This is a genomic window from Streptomyces viridifaciens (assembly GCF_001888885.2).
In the GTDB taxonomy this organism is placed as follows: Bacteria; Actinomycetota; Actinomycetes; order Streptomycetales; family Streptomycetaceae; genus Kitasatospora; species Kitasatospora aureofaciens.
Map to the genome: position 1 here is coordinate 1,159,165 of NZ_CP090841.1, position 21,573 is coordinate 1,180,737.

The 21,573-nt window shown below is 74.0% G+C and carries 20 protein-coding genes; 9 read left to right on the plus strand and 11 right to left on the minus strand.

Annotation, left to right across the window (positions count from 1 at the left end; translation table 11 throughout):
* The first annotated feature begins 116 nt into the window (after positions 1-116).
* From BOQ63_RS12650 to BOQ63_RS12660, 3 genes are all read left to right on the plus strand, one after another.
* Complete coding sequence (locus BOQ63_RS12650; RefSeq protein ID WP_078867177.1) at positions 117-1,295, plus strand: MBL fold metallo-hydrolase; 1,179 nt, start codon at positions 117-119, stop codon at positions 1,293-1,295.
* Positions 1,296-1,441: 146 nt separating this feature from the next.
* Positions 1,442-2,353 carry an acyl-CoA thioesterase gene (locus BOQ63_RS12655; RefSeq protein ID WP_305953100.1) on the plus strand — a complete coding sequence of 304 codons (912 nt, stop codon included), beginning with the start codon at positions 1,442-1,444 and terminating at the stop codon, positions 2,351-2,353.
* Positions 2,354-2,576: 223 nt separating this feature from the next.
* Positions 2,577-3,227 (plus strand): TetR/AcrR family transcriptional regulator, encoded by a 651-nt coding sequence (locus BOQ63_RS12660; protein WP_030281094.1) that lies wholly within the window; start codon positions 2,577-2,579, stop codon positions 3,225-3,227.
* Between the two features lie 89 nt (positions 3,228-3,316).
* Here the strand turns inward: BOQ63_RS12660 and BOQ63_RS12665 are convergent, their stop codons facing one another.
* A complete protein-coding gene (locus BOQ63_RS12665; RefSeq protein WP_050366444.1) occupies positions 3,317-4,576 on the minus strand; it encodes a sulfite oxidase in 1,260 nt (419 codons plus the stop codon).
* Between the two features lie 216 nt (positions 4,577-4,792).
* Here BOQ63_RS12665 and BOQ63_RS12670 point away from each other — a divergent pair, with 216 nt between their 5' ends.
* The 3 genes from BOQ63_RS12670 (at position 4,793) to BOQ63_RS12680 (ending at position 6,393) form a co-directional block, all read left to right on the plus strand.
* The gene (locus BOQ63_RS12670; protein WP_072654262.1) at positions 4,793-5,578 is read left to right on the plus strand and encodes an alpha/beta fold hydrolase; all 786 of its coding nucleotides are present in this window, start codon (positions 4,793-4,795) and stop codon (positions 5,576-5,578) included.
* Positions 5,579-5,627: 49 nt separating this feature from the next.
* Positions 5,628-6,020: a MerR family transcriptional regulator gene (locus BOQ63_RS12675; protein WP_223885917.1), complete on the plus strand. Its 393-nt coding sequence runs from the start codon at positions 5,628-5,630 to the stop codon at positions 6,018-6,020.
* 193 nt (positions 6,021-6,213) lie between these two features.
* The gene (locus tag BOQ63_RS12680) at positions 6,214-6,393 is read left to right on the plus strand and encodes a hypothetical protein (RefSeq protein WP_030281081.1); all 180 of its coding nucleotides are present in this window, start codon (positions 6,214-6,216) and stop codon (positions 6,391-6,393) included.
* 34 nt (positions 6,394-6,427) lie between these two features.
* On the opposite strand, the gene BOQ63_RS12685 is transcribed toward BOQ63_RS12680, so the two are convergent.
* Together BOQ63_RS12685 and BOQ63_RS12690 are read right to left on the minus strand one after the other, a co-directional pair.
* Positions 6,428-6,580: a hypothetical protein gene (locus BOQ63_RS12685; RefSeq protein WP_157846539.1), complete on the minus strand. Its 153-nt coding sequence runs from the start codon at positions 6,578-6,580 to the stop codon at positions 6,428-6,430.
* A 172-nt stretch (positions 6,581-6,752) separates the two neighbouring features.
* Entirely contained in the window at positions 6,753-8,555 is a 1,803-nt protein-coding gene (locus BOQ63_RS12690) for a DUF2398 family protein (protein ID WP_150475852.1), read from the minus strand.
* A 234-nt stretch (positions 8,556-8,789) separates the two neighbouring features.
* On the opposite strand from BOQ63_RS12690, the gene BOQ63_RS12695 reads away from it, so the two are divergent.
* Positions 8,790-9,506 carry a lysoplasmalogenase gene (locus tag BOQ63_RS12695; RefSeq protein WP_046386641.1) on the plus strand — a complete coding sequence of 239 codons (717 nt, stop codon included), beginning with the start codon at positions 8,790-8,792 and terminating at the stop codon, positions 9,504-9,506.
* 73 nt (positions 9,507-9,579) lie between these two features.
* On the opposite strand, the gene BOQ63_RS12700 is transcribed toward BOQ63_RS12695, so the two are convergent.
* The 3 genes from BOQ63_RS12700 to ggt all read right to left on the minus strand — a co-directional run bounded on the left by BOQ63_RS12700 (position 9,580) and on the right by ggt (position 13,071).
* Positions 9,580-10,167, minus strand: coding sequence for a hypothetical protein (locus BOQ63_RS12700; RefSeq protein WP_030282916.1), 588 nt, complete (start codon positions 10,165-10,167; stop codon positions 9,580-9,582).
* 173 nt (positions 10,168-10,340) lie between these two features.
* Entirely contained in the window at positions 10,341-11,144 is an 804-nt protein-coding gene (locus BOQ63_RS12705; protein WP_030282918.1) for an exodeoxyribonuclease III, read from the minus strand.
* A gap of 133 nt (positions 11,145-11,277) precedes the next feature.
* The gene (gene ggt / locus BOQ63_RS12710) at positions 11,278-13,071 is read right to left on the minus strand and encodes a gamma-glutamyltransferase (protein WP_030282920.1); all 1,794 of its coding nucleotides are present in this window, start codon (positions 13,069-13,071) and stop codon (positions 11,278-11,280) included.
* Positions 13,072-13,379: 308 nt separating this feature from the next.
* On the opposite strand from ggt, the gene BOQ63_RS12715 reads away from it, so the two are divergent.
* Positions 13,380-14,102: a hypothetical protein gene (locus BOQ63_RS12715; protein WP_030282922.1), complete on the plus strand. Its 723-nt coding sequence runs from the start codon at positions 13,380-13,382 to the stop codon at positions 14,100-14,102.
* 107 nt (positions 14,103-14,209) lie between these two features.
* Here BOQ63_RS12715 and BOQ63_RS12720 read toward each other — a convergent pair whose 3' ends face one another.
* The 4 genes from BOQ63_RS12720 to BOQ63_RS12735 are packed head-to-tail and all read right to left on the minus strand — an operon-like array spanning position 14,210 to position 18,232.
* The gene (locus tag BOQ63_RS12720) at positions 14,210-15,316 is read right to left on the minus strand and encodes an ROK family glucokinase (protein WP_030282924.1); all 1,107 of its coding nucleotides are present in this window, start codon (positions 15,314-15,316) and stop codon (positions 14,210-14,212) included.
* Positions 15,313-16,179, minus strand: coding sequence for an ATP-binding cassette domain-containing protein (locus BOQ63_RS12725; protein ID WP_051746798.1), 867 nt, complete (start codon positions 16,177-16,179; stop codon positions 15,313-15,315). The genes BOQ63_RS12720 and BOQ63_RS12725 overlap by 4 nt, the downstream gene beginning before the upstream one ends.
* Positions 16,176-17,216, minus strand: coding sequence for an ABC transporter permease (locus BOQ63_RS12730; RefSeq protein WP_030282928.1), 1,041 nt, complete (start codon positions 17,214-17,216; stop codon positions 16,176-16,178). Before BOQ63_RS12730 ends, BOQ63_RS12725 begins: the two co-directional genes overlap by 4 nt.
* On the minus strand, positions 17,213-18,232 hold the full coding sequence (locus BOQ63_RS12735; RefSeq protein WP_046386853.1) for a sugar ABC transporter substrate-binding protein: 1,020 nt from the start codon (positions 18,230-18,232) through the stop codon (positions 17,213-17,215). The genes BOQ63_RS12730 and BOQ63_RS12735 overlap by 4 nt, the downstream gene beginning before the upstream one ends.
* 310 nt (positions 18,233-18,542) lie before the next feature.
* Here BOQ63_RS12735 and BOQ63_RS12740 point away from each other — a divergent pair, with 310 nt between their 5' ends.
* Entirely contained in the window at positions 18,543-19,670 is a 1,128-nt protein-coding gene (locus tag BOQ63_RS12740) for an alpha/beta hydrolase (RefSeq protein ID WP_030282932.1), read from the plus strand.
* 261 nt (positions 19,671-19,931) lie between these two features.
* On the opposite strand, the gene BOQ63_RS12745 is transcribed toward BOQ63_RS12740, so the two are convergent.
* Positions 19,932-21,551: a PucR family transcriptional regulator gene (locus tag BOQ63_RS12745; protein WP_030282935.1), complete on the minus strand. Its 1,620-nt coding sequence runs from the start codon at positions 21,549-21,551 to the stop codon at positions 19,932-19,934.
* Between the last annotated feature and the right edge of the window lie 22 nt (positions 21,552-21,573).

The window sequence follows — 21,573 nt, forward strand, 5'->3', positions numbered from 1 at the left end:
CCCGCCCCGCCCCGTGGTTCTCCCGTCTCGCCGGTCTGGCCTCGCAGTTCGCCCCGCCACCCGCCGGGAAACCCGCCTTCCCGGTCCGGGCCGTACCGGAACGGGCCGTCCCCGGCCTGGCCGGACTCCCCCGCGCCGCCTGGCACCGGGTCCGCACCGACGCCTTCGGGGCCGAGCCCAGGGGCGAACGGCTGGCCCGGATCCGCTGCTCGCCCCAGTTCGCCGACGGCGCCTTCCGCAACCCGGTGCCGACCCGCCGACTGGTCTACGAGCGGACCCCGCTGGAGATCACCCGCGCCCAGCTGAGCGCGGACAAGACCCGCCGGGCCCCGGCCGCCGCCGTGCCGGTGCACCGGCTGCTCCCGGTCGACCTGGCGGCCCCGCCGGCCTCCGGGCTGCGGCTCACCTGGCTCGGGCACGCCACCGTGCTCGCCGAGATCGGGGGACGGCGGATCCTGCTCGACCCGGTCTGGGGCGAGCGCTGCTCCCCGTTCGACTGGACCGGGCCCAAGCGGCTGCACCCGGTGCCGCTGCCGCTGTCCGAACTCGGGCCGGTGGACGTGGTGGTGATCTCGCACGACCACTACGACCACCTCGACATGCGCACCGTACGGGCCCTGATCGACAGCAGCGCGGTGTTCGCCGTACCGCTCGGGGTCGGGGCACACCTGGAGCACTGGGGAGTGCCCGCGCGGCGGATCGTCGAGCTGGACTGGTGGGAGTCGGCCGAGGTCACCGGGCTGACCTTGACCGCCACCCCGGCCCGGCACTACTGCAGCCGCGGTCCGCGCACCAGCGCGCTGTTCCTGTGGGCGTCCTGGGTGGTGGCGGGCGGCGGGCACCGGATCTTCCACAGCGGGGACACCGGGTACTTCCCCGGCTTCACGGAGATCGGTCGCCGGCTCGGCCCGTTCGACGCGACGATGGTGCAGGTCGGCGCGTACAGCGAGTTCTGGCCCGAGGTGCACATGACCCCGGAGGAGGGCGTGCAGGCGCACCTGGACCTGGGCGGACAGCTGATGCTGCCGATCCACTGGTGCACCTTCAACCTGGCGCTCCATCCCTGGGAGGAGCCCGCCGAACGCGTGGTCGCCGCCGCCCAGGCCCTCGGCGTCCACCTGGCCGTCCCCCGCCCGGGCAAGCCCTTCGAGCCCGTCGACCCACCGGCCCTGCGGCTGTGGTGGCGCGCCGTCGCGGCGAAGCCGCGCGGCATCGAACCGCTGGTCGCGGGGCGGCCGGAGGCGCGGGAACGGGTGACGGGTGTCAGCGAACAGATTTCAAACTCTGTCATCTGAAATCCGTTCGCTGAATTCTGTCATCTGTTATCTGTCGTCCGTCATTCGTTCGATGTCGCCGACGCTCGCAATGGAACACGTTCTATCCCCCTGGAGCGTTACCCAGGTCACACCACCGCACGGTTGGCTTCTGCCACTATGGGCCCGTGACCGACCTGACAGAACAGCAGAGGCCGACCGAACAGGCGCCCGACCCGGCCGCCCCGTTCGCCGAACTGCTGGCGATCGAGCAGCTGGACGAGAACACGTTCCGGGGCCACTGCCACGCCGGCGCCCCGATGCGCACCTTCGGTGGCCACGTCGCCGCCCAGGCCCTCGCCGCCGCCGGCCGCACCTGCGCCACGAAGCGCGCGGTGCACTCGCTGCACGGCTACTTCATGCTGCCCGGCGACCCGACCCGGCCGATCGACTACCAGGTCGAGCGGCTGCGCGAGGGCTTCACCTACACCACCCGCCGGGTCCGGGCGGTGCAGGAGCGGAACGAGATCTTCAACCTCACCGCCTCCTTCAAGCTCCCCGAGCCGACCGCCGGCGACCGCCACCGCGCGATGCCGCCGCTGCCCGGCCCGGAGTGCCTGCCCGACGCCTTCTCCCACCGGGACGAGGAACTGCGCGCCGCGGTCAGGAGCTCCGACGGCTTCCGCGACCTCGAACTGCGCTTCGTGCCGCCGGACGCCCCGGGCGTGCCGCCGGCCGTCCCCGGGATGCCTCAGCAGTTCGTCTGGCTGCGCATCGCCACCCCGCTGCCGGACACCGAGCCGCTGCTGCACACCTGCGCCCTCACCTACCTGTCCGACCTCACCCTGGCCTCCACCGCGGGCCTGCACGAACAGCCGAACTTCTTCCAGCGCACCGAGCCGCCCCGGCTGCTGATGACCTCACTGGACCACGCGATGTGGTTCCACCGCCCCTTCCGGGCCGACGAGTGGCTGCTGTTCGCCCAGCGCAGCCCGTCCGCCTCGGACGGCCGCGGCCTGGCGCTCGGCGAGTTCTACGACCGCGACGGCCGACTGGTGGCCTCGGCCGTCCAGGAGGCGCTGATCCGCAGGCTGCCGTAGCGCTCGCCGCCCCGGCGCTGCCACACCCCCACGCCCCGGCGCTCGCCGCCCCGGCGCTCCGACACCCCGACACCCCGGCGCTCCGACCGCCGCCCGAGGAGCTGCCGGGGCGCCCCGGCACGCCCCGGCAGCCCCCGGAGGAAGCCCGGTTGCCGCCGGGCGAACGGAAGGGGGCCGGTCGGCGTCATACTCCTGAGCGGCCCCGGCCCGTATCATGGTGCGGGTGACCAAGGTTGACCTGTCACCACGGCCGGTGGAGGCGATGTCTCCGCGTCAGCTCGAACGCCGCGAAAGCCTGATCGCGGCCGCGCTCGCCCTGGTGAACGAGATCGGCGTCGAGCGGCTGCAGATGAAGCAGGTCTGCGAGCGGTCCGGAGTCGCCCTGGGGACGGCGTACCGATACTTCTCCTCCAAGGACCACCTCCTGGCGGCGGCGATCGCCGAGTGGCACCGGCTGCTGCTGGCGGACCTGGTGGCCGAACTGCGGGGGCCGCGCGCCGGACTGGGGGCCACGGACCGGGCGGTGCGGTTCGTCCGGGGCGGGATGCGGGCTTACCAGCGCCAGCCCGAACTGGCCCGTCTGCGGGTGGCCGTCGCCGCCTCCACCGATCCCTTCGCCAGCGAGGCGCTGCAGGGCATGGCCCGGGCCGACAGCGCCGCCCTCCAGGCGGTGACGGCCGAGGTGCCGGCCGCCGCCAGCGAGCTGGTGCGGCACATCGTCGCGCACGCCTGGCAGGGCGAGCTGACCGCCTGGGTGACCGGCCGCACCACGCTCGGGGACGCCCGGCGGCGGCTGGAGGACGTGGTGCGGCTGGTGCTGACCCCGTACGAGACCCACTATCCGGCCCCGTACGAGGTCCAGTCCACCGGCTGAGCCGGATCGGGAGGCCCGTCGGGGGCTCAGCGGGGGCTCGCCTCAGGCTCTCACCGCGAGCTCTCGTCGGGAGCTCTCGTCGGGGGCTCTCAGACCACCGTCACCGGGTGCGCCACCACCGCGCCGAACAGGTAGCCCTCACGGTTGAAGGCCTCCCGTTCGGGCTGGGTGGCGCCCTGGCGGTCCGTCGCGCGGGCGCGCAGCTCGTAGCGGCCCGGCCTCTCGGGGCGCCAGACGGTGCTCCAGCGCGTCCAGTCACCGGCGCACGGCTCCTCGGCCAGCTCGGCCGTCCGCCAGCTCAGGCCGCCGTCGGTGCTCACCTCCACCTGCCGCACCGGTGCCGTGCCGGACCAGGACCGCCCGTGCAGCCGGTGCTCGCGGCCGGCCTCCAGCCGCGCGCCCTCGGCCAGTTCGAAGGCGGACTTGACCACCTGGGTGGTGAGCGCGGGCCCGCCGCCGGGCGGGTGACCCGGGCCGTACATCCGGTAGAAGACGGTGTTCCAGGGTGAGTGGAGCGGGTGGTCGGCGACCTCGATGCTGCCGACCCACTTGATCGAGGCGATGCCGACCCAGCCGGGCACCACCAGCCGCACCGGCGCGCCGTGGTCGGGGGTCAACGGCTCGTCGTTCATCTCGTACGCGAGCAGCGTGTCGTCCAGCGCCTTGGCGATCGGCAGCGGGCGGCGCACCGGGCCGTAGTCGGTGCCGTCGACGACGTAGTCCGGGTCCAGTCCGGTAGGCAGCACGTCGACCGCCGCGTCGGTCAGCCCGGCGGCCCGCAGCACCTCGGCCAGCCGGACGCCCCGCCAGCTCGCCGAGCCGATGCTGCCGAGCGTCCACGGCGTGCCGGGGGTGAGCCGGCCCTGCTGGCGGTGGAAGTAGCTGCGACCGTTGCCCGCGCACTCGATCAGCGCGTGGATGCCGGTGGCGGGCAGCGCCCGCAGGTCGTCCAGGGCGAACTCGACCGCCCGCTCCGGGGACGGGGCGCCGCGCAGGCCGCTGCCGAACAGTTTCAGCCGCCAGCCGACCGGGTCGATCAGCGGGGTGCTGGTGTGGTTGCGGACGAAGAACCGTTCCACCGGAACATGACGGCCGACGACGGCCTCGCCGTCGGCGTCGCGCAGCGACTCCCACCGCATCTCGGCGTTGGTGTCGCGCTGGACGAACCACTGGGCGGGCAGCGGCTTGACGATTCCGGGGATGTTGACGCTTTCGGGCACGGGGCCTGGCACCTCCTCGGCGGCCGCCCGGCCCGGGGCGAACACCGGAGCGGCCGACGCGGGCACGGTGAGCGCCCCGGCGGCGGAGCGCAGCGGTATCCGGACGGCACTGTCCGGATGGCGCTCCACGCCCCAGCGTAGGCGCTCCGGCGCTTTCCGTGACCAGGGCGAACCCCCGGGCTTTCCACTTGACCTTCTCACCGGTGTGAATCCCTAGCGTTCCCGGTGTCGGAATCGAGCCCCGGCCCAGCCGGGCGGCCCGTACGACCAGGCCACCGCACGGCCAGGCACCTGTACGACCAGGCCCGCCGTACGACCAGGAAACCCACGACCCGAGGAGCACCCGTGCCGTCCACCGTCCCCGCCCCCGCCGTCGCCCCGCTCGCCCGGATCGTCCAGGGCTCCGGCCCCGGCCTGCTGCTCGCCCACGGCGCCGGGGGCAGCGCCCGGGACAACTGGGGCCCGCTGCTGGCCGACCTGGCCGCGCACCGCACCGTCGTCGCCCCGGACTACCCCGGCTCCGGCGACAGCCCGTACGAGCCGGGCGAACCCACCCTGGACGAGTACGCCGACCGGCTGGTGGCCGCCGCCGACGAGGAGGGCCTCGACACCTTCGACCTGGCCGGCTTCTCGCTGGGCGCCGCCGTCGCCGTCCGGATCGCCAACCGCCACCCCGGGCGGGTCCGCTCGCTGCTCCTGATCGCGGGCGTGGCCGGCGGGTCGGCGCGGCAGAGCACCCTGACCGAGCTCATGGTCGGGCTCCGCGACCGGCCCGCCGAGCTGGCCGACCTGATGCTCACCGTCGTGCTCGGCCACAGCTGGGTGGACGCCCTGCCCGCGGTCCAGCTCGCGGCGCTCCGCGAGGGGCTCAGGTCCCCGCTGCCGGCCGGGTTCCCGCAGCAGTTCCGGTTGGCCGCCCGGACCGACGTCCGCGCCGAGCTGGCCTCGATCGCCGTGCCCACCCTGGTCGTCGGGGCCGCCGAGGACATGCTCGTCCAGCCGTCCCAGCACCGCCTGCTGGCCGAGGGCATCCCGGGCGCCCGCTTCGTCGAACTCCCCTCCGGACACCTGCCGATGATCGAGGCGCTGTCCCAACTGCGCGAAGTGGTCATGGAGTTCGTGAAGGGCTGAGCCGGGGAACCCGAACCCGGGCACCGGCCCGAGCGGGAACAGCCCCGCGGTGGACCGCGTTGACCCGATCATGCGCATCGGAGAACTCGCCCGCGTGACCGGGGTGTCCGCCCGCCTGCTCCGCTACTACGAGGAGCAGGGCCTGCTCCGGCCCGCGCGCACCGCGGCCGGCTACCGCGAGTACGGCGAGGAGGACACCGTACGGGTGTGGCAGATCCGCAGCCTGCTCGCGGCCGGTCTGCCCACCCGGATCATCGCCGGGATCCTGCCCTGCGCCACCGGCCCGGTGCCCGCCCTGACGGCCTGTCCGAACCTGCTCGCCACCCTGCGCGACGAACTCGCCGACCTGGACGCCCGGATCGAGGACCTCACCCGCAGCCGCCGGGTGCTCTCCCACTACCTGGCGACGGCGCACGCGCCGAGCGAGGAACAGGCGGCCTGACGGGACGCCGTACGGGACGCCGTACCGGTCGCCGTCGGCCTGGCCCTCGCCGGCCGCGGAGGGCCCCGCTGACCAGCACATACGCCCCGCCCGCGGGTCGGGTGGGGCGTATGCGGCCAACCGACGCCCAACCCCCGTCCGGACTTCACCCGCGCGTACCGACCGTTCACACCGCCCTGGAAGCCTCCCTGTCATGAACGCCAGCACTCAGGCGCCCTACCAGGAACCGCGCTTCCCGCTCCCCCAGCGCCACCGCCGCCTTCTCGCCTGCACCGCCGTCCTCGCCTCCATCGCCCTGGGCACCCTCGGCGTCGGCGCGACCGTGGAGACCGTCCAGCACGGCCCGCTCGCCACCGCCACCGCCAGCAGGTAACCGCCACCTCCCGGCGCCCGGTCCGGGGTCCCGGCTAACCCCTGGCCCGGCTCGGCCCGCGGCCCCAGCCGAGCCGGGCCCGGCCTCCGCCGGCACCCCGGGCGAGCACCGCCGCCTCGCGAGGGCCGATCCGACCGTCGAGCACCTCGCCGACGACCTGTTGTACTACGCCGCTGCTGGTCGCCATGGTGGGACGGGAGCGCACCGGGCCACAGGGTCCCACTCGGCAACCCGGCGAACCCCGTGCGGTCACGGCGCCAGCTGCACCGGCCGCGCGGGTCGGTGGTGGCGGCAGGTGCCGGGGCGGCGCGGAAGGTCGGGGCCGGGGCGGAGCGACGTGCCGGTGGCCAGGGGCGTCGCTAGGTGTGCGGGCCCTCGCGGGGCGGGGGCGGAGTCGGGGTCGTGGGGCGGGAGTGGCGGCCGGTGCCGGGGGTGGGGCGGAAGTCGGGGGCCGGGGCGTAGCGGGCGGCCGGGGGGCGGAGGAGCCAGGTGGCCCGGGGGGTCGGGGTGATCAGGCCGAGGCGGTGGAGGAGGTCGAGGGCGTCGCGGCGCAGGGCGGTGCGGTCGGCGAGGTAGCGGGCGGGGAGGTCGTGGTCGTCGGCGATGTCGCCGAGGACCCCGTCTATCAGCGCGTCGGGGATCGCTACGTCGCCGCCCGGGTCCTCACCCGGCAGCGGGCGGACCTCCTCGACCAGGCGTTCCACCAGCAGCAGGGCGGCCTGGGCGAGGGTGCCGGCACCGGGGAGGGCGAGGTCGGTGAGTTCGGCGGCCGGGTCGAGCAGGGCGACGCCCTCGGCACGCAGTTCGGCCTCCAGCCCGAGGAACTCGGCGAGCGCGGCCGGGCCGCTGAGCCGGTGCTCGCGCAGCCACTCGCGCTGGTCCTCGGGGAGGTCGGTGGTGAGGACGGCGGGCGTCTCGGCGAGGAGGCGGCGCACTGCGGTGCCGGGCTCGGCCTCGGCGGCGCGGCGGATGAGGTCGGCGGCGTCATCGGCGAGCGCGGGCGGGCCGGCCGGGACGGCGCGGGCGAGTTCGCGGTCGACGGTCAGGACGAAGGCGGTGTCGCCCGGGTCGGCGGGCAGTTCGCCGAGCACCTGCCAGTCGGCCAGTGCGGCGAGCGCCATGTCGAGGGACGCGTCAAGGGCCGCACCGAGGGACGTGTCGAGCGCCGCCGTGCCCGTCGGCGCCCCTTCCGCCGCGAGGTCGGGTGCGGCTGCCCGCATCGCCTGGACCAGCCTCCCGTACGGGAGTTGCTCGGGGGCGTCGACGAGCAGGGCCAGGGCGAGCGCGAGCCGGGCGTAGCCGGCCGGGGTGAACGGGGCGCCGGTGGCCGGGTGTTCGAGGCGGCGGGCGGCGCCGGGGCCGAGGCCTGCCTTGAAGAGCCGGGCGTGCCAGGGGCCGATGACGAGGCGGTAGCCGAGCAGGGTGTCGAAGCGTTCGGTGAGCCAGTCGCGGTGACGGCGGATCAGGGGGAAGCCGTCGGCGTGCGGGCCGGAGGCGGTGACCAGCGGGTGGGCGAGCAGCAGCCGGGCGGCGATACGGCGTTCGGCGTCCGGGAGTTCCTCACCGGAACGATCCTGCACGTCACGGGGGGCATCCGGCAGTGCACGGCTGCGCTCCGGCCTGCGGTGCCTGCCGGGGCCGCCCTGCTTGGCGCCCGACCGGACGACGGGCAGTGCGGCGGCGTCTCGGCGGGCGCGGCGCAGGCCGCCGTCCGTCCGGGCCTCGCGGGCGCGCGGGACGGCGGCGTGGGCGGTCGGGCCGTGCCACCAGCTGACGGCGGGGTCGGCGGGGGCGGCGGCGGCGCCGAGGTGGCGGGCGGGGTAGAGGCCGAAGGAGGCGGTGCACAGGTCGTCCGCGGTGCCGGGGGTGGCGGCGGCGAACCAGTGGGCGAGCCGCAGCAGCCCCGGGTCGGGCGAGAGTCCTTCGGCGGAGGTCAGCGGGTCGTCAGCTCCGCTCCCGGCCACGGCCCCCACGGGGTCGGCCTCGCAGTCGCGTTCGACTTCGCCTTCGGCACCGCGCTCGACCGAGCGCTCGACCTCGCGTTCGGCTTCACGTACGGCGAGGACGGCGTCGGCGGTTCCCCGTCCTGCCCCGCCCGTGCGCCCGTCCGGTCTGCCGGCGGCCACCCGGGTGGCGCCGACCGCGTACTCCTGCTGCTCCATGTCGGGGTCAAGACTAGACGGTGGCCGGGTCACCCGGTGGCAGCAACCGTCCTCCTGAGGAAGTCTCCGCAGGAGCCCTCGAACCGGCCGCAGGCCCTCCGCTCTCCCGGCCCGGTCCGTCACGGCCCGTTCCCCGGACGGGTTACGCACCGGTAACCCGGTCTTCCCCCGCCCGGTCGGCTCCCGTAGGGTCGGTTGGTCCCCCAGCCGAGCGACCTCGGAGGCATTCACCGCATGAGCATCCGTACGACCACCCGCGCCGCCGGCCTCGGCGGGCGCCTGCGCTCGGCCACCGGCCTGCTCGGCGGCTTCGCGGCCACCTCGGTGGCGCACCTGGGTTCGATCCTGTCCGGGGCCTCGGTGCTGCAGAACGCCACCAAGCCGGCCCTGATGCCGCTGCTGGCCGCGCACAGCGTGTCGGCGGCGACCACCGCCGGGCGCGAGGCGCCGAAGCTGCTGGCCCCGGCGCTGCTGGCGAGCGCCGGCGGGGACGTGCTGCTGCAGCTGAAGGACGACACCGCTTTCCTGGCCGGCATGGGCTCGTTCGCGGCCGCGCACGTCTGCTACGTCACGATGTTCGTCCAGCGCGGGGCGTTCACCGACCGCCGGCGCGCACTGGTGGTCGCGGCCGCGTACGCGACGGCCTGGGCGGGCCTGGTCGGTCAGCTCTGGCCGGACCTCGGGGAGTTGAAGGTCCCGGTGGCCGGGTACAGCCTGCTGCTCACCTCGACGGCCGTCACCTCGGCCGGGCTGGGCTGGCGAACCGGGCTGGGCGGGGCACTGTTCCTGCTGTCCGACACGCTGATCGCCACCCAGCTGGCGAAGTGGCGCGAGCTTCCGGGGCATCAGTTCTGGATCATGGCGACGTACGTGCTGGCCCAGTACCTGCTGGCCAGCGGCATCCTCCGGCACGAGGAACGACAGGAGCTGCAGGAGCGACCTGCTTTCTGACGCGTCGAGGCGCCGCCGGTCCCGTCAGGATCCGGCGGCGCGTCGCGCGGGCGCGATGGGGACGGGGCCGCCGTCAGGCATTGCGCCTGCGGAGCAGCCAGAAGCCGCCGAGGCCGCCCGCGACCAGGGCCAGCCCTCCGGCCAGTTCCGCGGGGTCCGCCGCGACCGAGCCGCCGAGGCCGGTCTTCACCGCGCCGTGCGGGGCGACCTGCTGGCTGCCGACGCCGGACTGGCCGAGCGAGCCGGCCCACTCCCCGGCCGCCTTGCCCCAGTCGCCGAGGCCCTTGTCGGGGCCGGAGGCAGCGACGGTGGTGACGGTGACACCGGTGGAGAAGGCGGCGCCGTCCGGGCAGGTGCCGTCGACCTTGCTGTTGCCGTTGTGCTGGGAGGCCAGCCGGGCGGAGCCCGTGTGCTTGCCGTCGGACCCCAGGGTGAGGGTCGCGGGGCCGCCCTCGAAGGCGGCGGAGTGGGCGGTGACGGTCTTGGCGTCGGGCCTGTCCGACTTCTCGCAGGAGACCGTGACCGTCACGGTCTGGCCCGGTGCGGCCTGGGACGGGCTGACCGAGGCCGCGCCGTCCCTGGCTGCCGCGAGGGGGGCCGTCAGACCGGTCAGCACCGTCGCGCCGATCAGAGCGGCGGCGGCCGTACGCATGGGGCGCATGCCGAACCTCCGGGATTCTCGGGCGCAGCCGGGGACTCCCATGTCCACGTGGTGTTTCAACTGCACCCGGTCATTCACCGACGGTAGGCAGGGGCTCCGGGGGCGGCCACCGCTCAGGTCCGTTCGAGCGACGGCCCGTCACTTAGTGTGACCAGGGGTGGAGCCCTGTTGCCTCAGACGTCCAGGTCCACCACGACCGGGGCGTGGTCCGAGGTGCCCTTGCCCTTGCGGGCCTCGCGGTCCACGTAACTGTCGGTGACGGCGTCGACGAAGGGCTTGTTGCCGTAGGTGAGGTCGATCCGCATGCCCCGGTTCTTCGGGAAGGCCAGCTGACGGTAGTCCCAGTAGGTGTACGGGCGGTCGTACTTCAGCGGGCGCGGCACCACGTCGTGCAGACCGATCTCGCCGAGGGCCTCCAGCGCGGCGCGCTCGACCGGGGTGACGTGCGTGAGGCCCTCGAAGGCGGCGACGTCGAAGACGTCCTCGTCGGTGGGGGCGATGTTGAAGTCGCCGAGGACGGCGAAGGGACGCGGACCGGCCGCGTCGGCGGCGGCGGCCTTGCGCAGCGCCTCGAGCCACTCCAGCTTGTAGCGGTAGTGGGCGTGGTCGACCTCGCGGCCGTTGGGCACGTAGACCGACCAGACCCGGACCGGGCCGCAGGTAGCGGCGATGGCCCGCGGCTCGACGTCGGGCAGCAGGGCGCCGTCGGCCAGGTAGCCGGGCTGGCCGGGCAGGTCGCGCACGACGTCCTCCAGGCCGAGCCGGGAGACGATCGCGACGCCGTTCCACCGGCCGGTGCCGTGCGCGGCCGTCTCGTAGCCGAGCTCCCGGACCTGCTCGTACGGGAAGGCGTCGGCCGCGCACTTGAGCTCCTGGAGGCAGAGCACGTCGGGCCTGGCGCTCTCCAGCCACTCCAGGAGCTTGGGCAGCCGCGCGGTGACGGAGTTGATGTTCCAGGTGGCGATGCGGACGGTCACGGCGGGCGGCCTTCCCGGTGGTTCGGTCGGTACGGACGGGGGTGGGCCCGCCCCGGAGGGAGGCCCACCCCGAACATACCGCCCGGCGCCGACAACCCGGCCGGTCAGCCTCCGGGACGGGCGCCCGCCCGGGTCAGCGCGAGCCTGCGGGCCGGACCACCGCGGCCGAGCCGCCGCCACGCCGCACCGGTTCGGCGGCGGCGACCCAGCGGCCGTCCGGCAGCCGTTCCACCCCGGTGGCGGCGCCGATCTCGCCGCCGTTGGCGAACCGGTGCCCGAGGGCCTCCAGCCCGGCCCGTTCCGGCAGCGCCAGGAAGCCCTGCTCGGCCTGGGTGACGGCGGTGTTGCGCTGGCTGGCGCGCGGCGCGGCGATGGCCTGCTCCAGGCTCAGCCCCCGGTCGAGACGCCCGAGCAGCACCTGGAGGGCGGTGGTGATGATGGTCGCGCCGCCAGGGCTGCCGGTGGCCAGCAGCGGCTCACCGTCGCGCAGCACGACGGTCGGGGACATCGAGGAGCGCGGCCGCTTGCCCGGACCGGGCAGGTTGGGGTCGGGGACTCCGGCGGTGAGCGGTGCGAAGTCGAAGTCGGTCAGCTCGTTGTTGAGCAGGAAGCCCCGGCCGGGGACGGTGATGCCGCTGCCGCCGGTCTGCTCGATGGTGAGGGTGTAGGAGACGACGTTGCCCCAGCGGTCCGCCACCGTGAGGTGGGTGGTGTTGGGGCCCTCGTACGGCTCGGCGACGGCCTGGCCGGTGTCGGCGCAGTCGGCCGGGTGGCGCGGGTCGCCGGGGGCGAGCGGGCTGCTGAGGGCGTGGTCCGGGCTGATCAGGCAGGCCCGGGAGGCGGCGTAGCGCTCGGAGAGCAGCTGCTTGGTGGGGACGTCGTTGAAGCTCGGGTCGCCGACCCAGCGGTTGCGGTCGGCGAAGGCGATCCGCGAGGCCTCCAGGAAGTGGTGGTAGTACTGCGTGCTGCTGTAGTCCGAGAGTTCGCCGTCCTCCAGGATGTTGAGCGCCTCGCCGACGGTGGTGCCGCCGGAGCTGGAAGGGGCCATCGAGTAGACGTCGTAGTCGCGGTAGGCGACGTGGGTGGGCGCCTGGCGGCGGACCTGGTAGGCGGCCAGGTCGGCGGTGTCGACCTTTCCGGGGCGGGCGTTGCGGCCGGAGGCCGGGTCGACCGGCGGGTGCTGCACGGTGTTGACGATGTCCCGGGCCAACTCGCCCTGGTAGAAGGCCTTCACGCCGTCCTTGGCGAGCAGCTTGTAGGTCGCGGCGAGGTCGGGGTTGCGCAGGACGGAGCCGACCTCCGGGGGCTTGCCGTTCGGCAGGTAGATCTTGGCGGTGGCCGGGAAGTCCTTGAACCGGCCGTAGTTGTCGGCGGTCTGGCCGCGGAAGGTGTCGTCGACGACGAAGCCGTTCTCGGCGATCCGCTCGGCGGGTGCCAGGGCCTGGGCGAGCGAGCGGGTGCCCCACTGGCGCAGGGCGGAGTCCCAGGTGGCGGGGGTGCCGGGGACGCCGACGGACAGGCCGCTGGTCACGGCGTCGGCGAAGGCGAGCGGCTTGCCGTCCTCCAGGAACAGTCCGCTGTCGGCGGTGTGGCCGGCCACCTCCCGGCCGTCGACGGTGTGCACCTGTCCGGTGGCGTGGTCGTAGTAGACGAAGTACCCGCCGCCGCCGATCCCGGAGGAGTACGGCTCGGTCACCCCGAGCGCCGCGGCGACGGCCACCGCCGCGTCCACCGCGTTCCCGCCCTTGCGCAGCACCTCGATCCCGGCGGCGGTGGCGTCCGCGTCCACGGACGCCACCGCCCCACCCCACCCCACCGCCTCCGGTGCCTTAGTCGGCGGTGCCGCGGCGCCGGCGGGACCGGTGGTGGCCCAGACCAGTGCGGTGGCGAGCAGCAGTGGTGGCGCGAGACGGGTCAGAGCCCTCATCCGAGTCCTCCTGATTCGACGTCAACTCACCAGTTGTTCCACAGGAGCGACAATCCGACAACCACACCGCATCGCTACCCATGGGTAGTTGACGTACCGACAGGCCAGGACAATCGGAGGTCACGTTCCGGATTCGGTTCCGCACGATTCGGAACGTCTCTTTATGCGATCTGTATACGGTGTGAGGGTTCGCCACGTCCCCACCACGAGAAGGACCCGGCTCCCCCGTGTATCCGTCACCACCCCCGCCCCCGCCCTCCCAGCCACCGGCGGTTCCGCCGCTCCGCCCCTGGTGGCAGCGCCGCGGGGTGCACGCCGCCAGCTTCCTGGTCTTCCCGGTCGCGGCCTTCGCGATCGCCTGGACCTGGCGGCCCCGACCGCTCTGGCGCAGGCTCATCAGCACGGTCGTCGCGGCGTTCTGCAGCCTGGTGTGGCTCGGCGCGCTGGTCGGCCCCCAGCCGGCCACCACCGCACCCACCCCCGCACCGGTCGCGGCGACGACCGGCCCGTCCGCCGGCCTGACGCCCACCGCCACGCCGACGCCCGCCCCGGACCCGACACCGACGGCAACGCCGACGCCGGCCGAGACGCCGCCGGCCACCACCGCACCGGAACCGCCCGCCCCGACCCAGGCCCCGCAGAACCACACCGAGCCACCGGCCCCGACCGCGCCCAGGCCCACGCCGCACCCCACCGCCCGGCCGGCCGATCCGGGCGGCGGCGGAAACACGGGCGGCGGGAGCGGCTCGTCCACCGGCAGCGGTGGCGGGAGCGGCTCGGGCGGGTCCGGCACGGGAGGCTCGTCCGGCTCGGGGGGTTCGACCTCCGGCGGGTCGGGCTCCGGAGGCGGGTCCGACGCCGGTGGGTCCGGTTCGGCAGGCGGGTCCGGCCCGGCAGGCGGGTCCGCCGGAACCGTCCACCCGGGCGCCTTCTGCTCCCCGGCCGGCGCGACCGGCGTCACCACGAAGGGCACCCCGATGGTCTGCGGCCCCGGCACCGACGGGCGGGACCGCTGGAAGTCGGCGGGCTGACGACTGAGGACTTTCAGATGACAGATTTCAGCGAACAGATGACGTTATCTGTTCGCTGAAATCTGTCAGTTGTCATCCGCGCCCGGCCGCCGCCCGGCGCCCCACCGCTACAGCGCGCTGCGCTCCACCCGTCGCCGCTTGATGGTCCGGAACCGCCGCGCCACCTGGCGGGCCAGGTCGGCGGCGCCGACCAGGCCTGCCTCGTTGCCGAGGGCGGCGTGGACGATGGTGGCCTCCGGCCGGAAGCCGCGGCCGGTCAGGGTGCGCCGGAAGGTGTCCCGGGCCGGGCCGAGGAGGAGGTCGCCGGCCTCGGAGACACCACCGCCGATGACGAAGCGCCCCGGGTCGAGGCCGGCGGCGAGGTTGGCGATGCCGACGCCGAGCCAGGTGCCGACCTCGTAGAGCAGCTCGACGGCGGTCGGGTCCCCGTCCTGGGCGGCCTCGGTGACCAGCGGACCGGTGATGCCCTCGACCGTCCCCCCGGCCCGGGCGAGCAGCGGCTGCACCACCGGGGACTCCTCGGCGACCAGTTCGCGGGCGTCCCGCACCAGCGCGTTGCCGGAGGAGTACTGCTCCCAGCAGCCGCGGTTGCCGCACGGGCAGCGGTGCCCGCCGGGCACCACCTGCATGTGCCCGAACTCGCCCGCCAGGCCGTACTTCCCGCGGTCGACGTAGCCGTCCCGGACGACCGCGCCGCCGATGCCGGTGCCCAGGGTGAGCATCACCATGTGGTCCTCGCCCCGCCCGGCGCCGAAGCGCCACTCGGCCCAGGCGGCGGCGTTGGCGTCGTTCTCCACGATCACCGGGAAGCGCAGCCGCTCGCTGAGCGCCTGCTGGAGCGGCTCGTTGCGCCAGTTGAGGTGCGGGGCGAAGAGTACCCGGGAGCGGTCGGCGTCGACCCAGCCGGCCGCGCCGATGCCGACCGCATGGACGTCGTGCCGGTCGGCGAGCTGCAGCACCAGCTCGACGATGACGTCCTCGACGACCTTGGCGCTCTTGCTCTTGTGCGGGGTGTCGGTGCGCAGCTTCTCCAGCACCTTGCCCTCGCCGTCGACCACCCCCGCGACCACCTTGGTGCCGCCGATGTCGACACCGATGGTGGGCAGCCGCAGTATCCCCGCGGGCAGGGCGCGGCGGCGGCGCTCGGCGCGCGGGCCGAGGCCCAGCAGGGTGGGCAGGACGGCCGGCCGGGTGGTGCCTTGGGGGCTGGTCACGGCTGCGGACGCTCCTCACGGGTCTCGCGGGTCTCACGGGAAACAGGGGGCTCGAGCGGGTCGGCGACGGACGGCCGGGCCAGCTCGTGCGAGAGCTCGGCGAGGTCGGAGCCGCCGGCCATCTCGGTGGTGAGCTGTTCCAGGCCGATCTCGGCGCGCGGGTGGCTGCCGGCCATCCGCCCCCGCTTGAGCAGGGTGAAGTGGTCGCCGACGAGGTGGGCGTGGTGCGGGTTGTGGGTGATCAGGACGACTCCGAGCCCGGCGTCGCGGGCCGCGGTGACGTACTTGAGCACCACCCCGGACTGCTTGACGCCGAGCGCCGCGGTGGGCTCGTCCAGGATGAGCACCTTGGCGCCGAAGTGCACGGCGCGGGCGATCGCCACGCACTGGCGTTGCCCGCCGGAGAGGGTACCGATCGGCCGGTCGACGTCGTGCAGGTCGATGCCCATCCTGGCGAGCGCCTCACGGGTGGTGGCGCGCATGCCGTCGGCGTCGAGCCGCAGGCCGCCCCAGCGGCGCATGCCGCGTTCGGAGCCGAGGAAGAAGTTGCGCCACACCGGCATCAGCGGCACGACGGCCAGGTCCTGGTAGACGGTGGCGATGCCGAGGTCCAGGGCCTGGCGCGGGGAGTCGAACCGGACCTCCTCGCCGCCGACGGTGTAGGTGCCCTCGTCGTGCTGGTGCAGTCCCGCGATGATCTTGATCAGGGTGGACTTGCCGGCCCCGTTGTCGCCGAGCACGCAGCTGATCTCGCCGGCCCGCAGGGTCAGCGAGACGTCCTCCAGGGCCCGGACCGTCCCGTAGGACTTGCCGACGCCGACCAGGGAGAGGAGTTCGCCGCCCGGGGAGAGTGCGTCGTTCATCGCGGCCCCCGTTCGGCCCGGCGCTTGACGTAGGCGTTGAGCAGCGCGGCCAGCAGCAGCATCGCGCCGAGGAAGAACTTGAACCAGTCCGGGTTCCACTGGGCGTAGATGATCCCCTTGCTGGCCATGCCGAAGATCAGCGCGCCGAGCGCGGAGCCGACCACCGAGCCGTAGCCGCCGGTGATCAGACAGCCGCCGATGACGGCCGCGACGATGTAGATCAGCTCGTTCCCGACGCCCTCGCCGGACTGCACGGTGTCGAAGGAGAACAGCAGGTGCTGCCCGAGCACCCAGGCGCCGAAGCCGACGCCCAGGTAGAGCACGGTCTTGGTCCGGGCGACCGGCACGCCGACCGCGCGGGCGGCGGACGCGTCACCGCCGACGGCGAAGACCCAGTTGCCGAAGCGGGTGCGCAGCAGCACCCAGCTGCCGACCGCGAGCAGGCCGAGCCACCACCAGACGGTGGCCTTGACCGTCAGCCCGCCGATGTTCACCTCGGAGGCGAACAGCAGGCGGCAGGTCTCGAAGCCCTGCATGTCCGCGATCGACTTGGTGGAGACCGTCCCGGAGACGGCCTTGGTGACGCCGAGGTTGGCGCCGGTCAGCATCAGGAAGGTGCCCAGGGTGACGATGAAGCTGGGCAGCTTGGTGCGGCCGAGCATCCAGCCGTTGAACCAGCCGACCGCCAGCGTGGTCGCCAGCGAGACCAGGACGCCGACCCAGGTGACGGCGGTGAACTGGTACGAGACCATCGAGGAGGTCAGCGCGGCCGTGGTGACCAGCACTCCGGCCGACAGGTCGAACTCGCCGCCGATCATCAGCAGTGAGACCGGCACGGCCATGATCCCGATGGTGGAGGCCGCGTAGAGGACGGTGCCCAGCGAGGAGACCCGCAGGAAGGGCTCGGCAGCGGCGGCGAAGACCGCGAACACCGCCACGGCGGCGATCAGCGAGCCCAGTTCGGGGCGGGCGAGGAGCCGCCGCAGGGCCGCCGGGCGGTCCTGGACGAGCAGGTCGGGGGTGGTCGAGGCGCTCACCTGGTCCCCCTCGCGACGTACTCGGCGAGCGCGTCGGCGTTGTCCTTGGTCAGGATCTGCGGGCCGGTCGCGACGGGCTTGCCGCCGCCGAGCATGTCCAGGTTCGACTTGTACAGCCACAGCAGGTCGACGCCCTCGTAGCCCTGGAGGTAGGGCTGCTGGTCGACGGCGAAGCCGACGGTGCCGGACTTGAGCCCGGCCACCACCTGCGGTCCCAGGTCGAAGGTGTCCAGCTCGACGCCGCGGTGGGCGTCCTGGACGGCCTGCATCCCGGTGGCGGCCATCGGGCCGGAGAGGGTGAGCACGGTGTCGATGGAGGGGTCGGCCTGGAGCTTGGCGGAGATCGCGGCCCGGGCGTCGGGCATGTCGGTGCCGTTGACGTAGAGCACCTGGAAGCTGCCGCCGGCCTTGGACTGGGCGCCCGAGCAGCGCTCCTCCTGGCCGACGTTGCCCTGCTCGTGGATCACGCAGAGCACGTTCCTGCGGCCGCGGGAGGCCAGCTCCGCCCCGGCCGCCTGACCGGCCGCCGACTCGTCCTGACCGATGTGGGTCAGTGCACCGAACTTCGCGGAGAACTCCTGACCGGAGTTGATCGTGATCACCGGGATGCCGGCCGCCCTGGCCTTGCCGAGGACGTCGGCCATCGCGTCGCCCTTGGCGAGGGTGACCAGCAGGCCGTCGACCTTCTGGTCGATGGCGGCCTGGACGAGCTGGACCTGGTTCTGGGTCTGCGCGTCGTTGGAGTACAGGAAGGTGATGTTGTCCTTGGCGGCGGCCTGCTCGGCGCCCTTGCGCACGCTGTCCCAGAAGGCGTCCCCGGGGCCGGCGTGGGTCACCATGGCGACCTTCCAGCGCGGGGTGGTGACGGCGCTGCCACCGGCGGCCACGGCCTTGGCGCGGGCCTCCTCGGCGCGTCTGCCTCCGGTACTGCTGCAACCGGCCGCGGTGACCGCGAGGGCCAGGACGGCGCACACGGGCCAGAAGCGGCGGGACGGGCGAAAGCGGGTTGTGCTCATCCCCATAGTCTCTCTGGCCCGGCTGCGCGGGATCGCACCGCCTCGCCCGGCGGCGCGCACGGGCCGGGAGGTAAGGTGCCCCGGGGGACCTTCCTGGAAGTTCGCTGAACATCTGGTCCGGAGCACCGCCGTCCGGGTGACAGACTAGGCGCCGACCCGAAGCAGGAACAGCTCGGAAACGTGATGTTCCTCTCAGGTTCCGCACAGATTCGGACGGCAACCGATCATCGGTTCCCAGCCGTCTGATGCCATTGACGTGCGTTCGGGCGCCTGGGGCCCGAGCGGCGAGCGACCCGGATACGAGAACTCGATGGAACTGACAGGTACGCCATTCTTCATCCTCACCGTCGTCCTTGTGCCGGTGTCCATCACGGTGGCGCTGCTGTTCTGGGGGAAGGTGCGCGGCCCGCAGCCCGTGCGCACTCTCTCCCGGATCGTCATGATCATGTTCTGTCAGGTCACGGCCGTGCTGATGGTCTTCGTGATGGTGAACAACGCGAACCTGATCTACGGCAACTGGGACGACCTGCTCGGGACCGGTGACCACGTCCGCGCGGTGCCCTCGGTGCCGCCGGCGGACCCGGCGGGCAACGGCCAGTCCGGCGACGCCGCCAAGCAGCCCCCGAAGGTGCTGCAGAAGTTCGGCGGGGTGAACGACCCGGCGGTGCCCGGCGACGTCCAGAAGACCGAGCTCAAGGGCCAGGTGTCGGGCGTCGACGGCGAGGTTCTGGTGTGGCTGCCGCCGCAGTACAACGACCCGGCGTTCAAGGACAAGAAGTTCCCGGTGGTCGAGCTGATCCCGGGCTACCCGGGCTCCTCCTCCACCTGGTACGGCACCCTCAAGGTCTCCGAGCAGCTCAAGCCGCTGATGCAGCAGGGCAAGGTCGCGCCGTTCATCCTGGTCTCGCCGCGCACCCTGCTGCTGGGCAGCCACCAGGACGCGGGCTGCACCGACATCCCGGGCAAGATCAACGCGGACGCCTGGATCACCCGCGACGTCCCGCAGATGGTGATGGACAACTTCCGCGCCGACCCGTCCGCGGACCGCTGGGCGATCGCCGGCTACTCGGCCGGCGCCCACTGCGCGGCCAAGCTGTCGCTGGCCCACCCCAACCGCTACCGGGCCGGCATCGCGATGTCCGGCTACAACGACCCGGCGGTCGAGCCCGACTCGCTGGTCGGCAAGGACGCGAAGCTGCGCGAGGCCAACAACCCGGTCAACATCCTCAAGTCCGCCCAGCAGCCGCCGAAGGTCGCCCTGCTCGTCAGCGGCGCCAAGGGCGACGGCTACGAGGACGGTCAGGCGATCGCCGCCGTGGCCAAGGAGCCGACCAAGGTCCAGGTTGAGGAGAGCACCGGCCCGCACACCACCGACATGTGGAAGCGGATGGTCCCGAGCGCCTTCGAGTGGCTGACCGGGATCATCCCGGTGCAGTGACCGGCCGTCACGACCGACCGGCCGTCACGACCGACCGGTGGTCAGACCGACCGGTGGTCAGACCGGTCGGCACGGCCGAGGGCCCGCCGCGAGCGTTGGCGGCGGGCCCTCGGCCGTTTTCGGTTCTCCCGGCGATTTCCCAGGAACCGATCGGACACGGTCAGGATCGACCGGGGCCCGACCGGGACTGCCAGAAGGCGGTCAGTCCACCGATCAGGCCGACGATCAGACCGGCGACAAGACCGGCGATCGGTCCACCGGTCAGGCCAGTTCCAGCGCCAGGTAGAAGTCCACCCGGTCCTCCAGCCGGGAAAGGTCCCGCCCGGTCAGCTCCTCGATCCGGCCGATCCGGTAGCGCAGGGTGTTGACGTGGACGTGCAGCTGCCCGGCGCAGCGGGTCCACGAGCCGTCCGAGCGCAGGAAGGCCTCCAAGGTGCGGACCAGGTCCGCCTGGTGCTCGATGTCGTACGCGATCACCTTGTCCAGCAGCCTGCTGCGGAAGGCGCGGCGGACCTCGTCCGGGACGGCGGCCAGCAGCAGCACGTGCGAGGCCAGTTCCTCGGGACCGGCCACGCAGACCCGGCCGACCCGGGCGGCGGCGATCCGGCGGGCGTGCCGGGCCTCCTCCAGGGCGCCGCGCAGGCCGCCGGCCTCGGAGGCGGGGGCGGAGACGCCGAGGGTGATCCGGCCCTCCGAGCCGAGCCCGGCCTCCAGCGGGGCGAGCAGTTCGCGCAGGGTGTCGGCGGGCACCGGGGTGTCCAGCGCAGGCAGCACCACCACGGCGCCGTTGCCCGCCCCGGCGACCAGGGCGCGGTCGGAGGTGCCGCCGAGCGCCTCCTCCAGGACGGCCCGTACCGTGCCCTCCGGCAGGCCGGTGCCCTCCGCGCTGAGCACCAGCCAGGAGGATTCCTGTGCCTGGGACTTGGGCTCGGGGCTCTCGTAGCGGGCGGCCATCGCCGAGGAGGCGTACAGAGTGCGGCTGATCTCGCCCGGGTCGGCGTCGCGGCGCAGCAGGGCGAGCAGTTCGTCGGCCAGTCGGCGGCGCAGCCGGCGGCCCTCGTCGCGGCGGTGGCGCTCGGCGGCGACCAGACGGGCCAGGTTCTCGGCGAGCTGCTGGCGCTTGGTGGTCCACTCGGTGACGTCACCGGCCACCGCGAGCACCCAGTCGGCCAGCAGCGCACCGGTCTGCGGCGCCTCGGGCCCGGCGGAGGCGCCGGCGGAGGCGCCGGCGGGCAGCAGCGAGTAGGCGCCTCCGGCCAGCCGGGCCCGGTGCGGGGGGCGGCGGCGCTGGCGCTGGGCGGCGAGGTGAGCGCGGACCAGCTGGTCGCGGTCCTCGGCGGTGAGCCGGTCGGCCGGGCCGGCGATCACCGCGCCGGTGGGGGCGAGCACCCAGCAGTCCAGGTCGAGGTCGCCGCCCAGCAGGTCCAGCACGGCGTCCAGTCCGCCGCCGCCGGCCGCCGACACCAGCAGCCGGTGGCGGTCGACCAGGGCGGCGAGGTCGGCGGCGCGGTCGGCGGAGACCTGACGGCCGATGAACTCGGTGACGGTGCCGAAGGCGATGTCGTCGGGGACGGCCAGCAGCGGCATCCGGTGCCGGCGGCAGGCCTCGACCAGGTCCTCGGGCACCGGGCCGACCTCGGCCTCGCCGGCCGCCAGGGCGACCGCGCCGCCGGCCGCGATGGTCCGGACGAACCGTTCGGAGTCGGCCGGGCCGCCGCGCCAGAGCATGCCGGTGAGCACCAGCTCGCCGCCGTGCAGGTAGCGGCCGGGGTCGTGCAGGTCCGTGGTCATCACACCGCTGACCTGCCGGTCCAGCTCCTCCTCGGCCGCGAGCAGGCGCAGTCGTGGGGCGCCGGGGGCGAGCAGGTCACGGACACGCATCCGCGGACTCCTTACGGGGGGT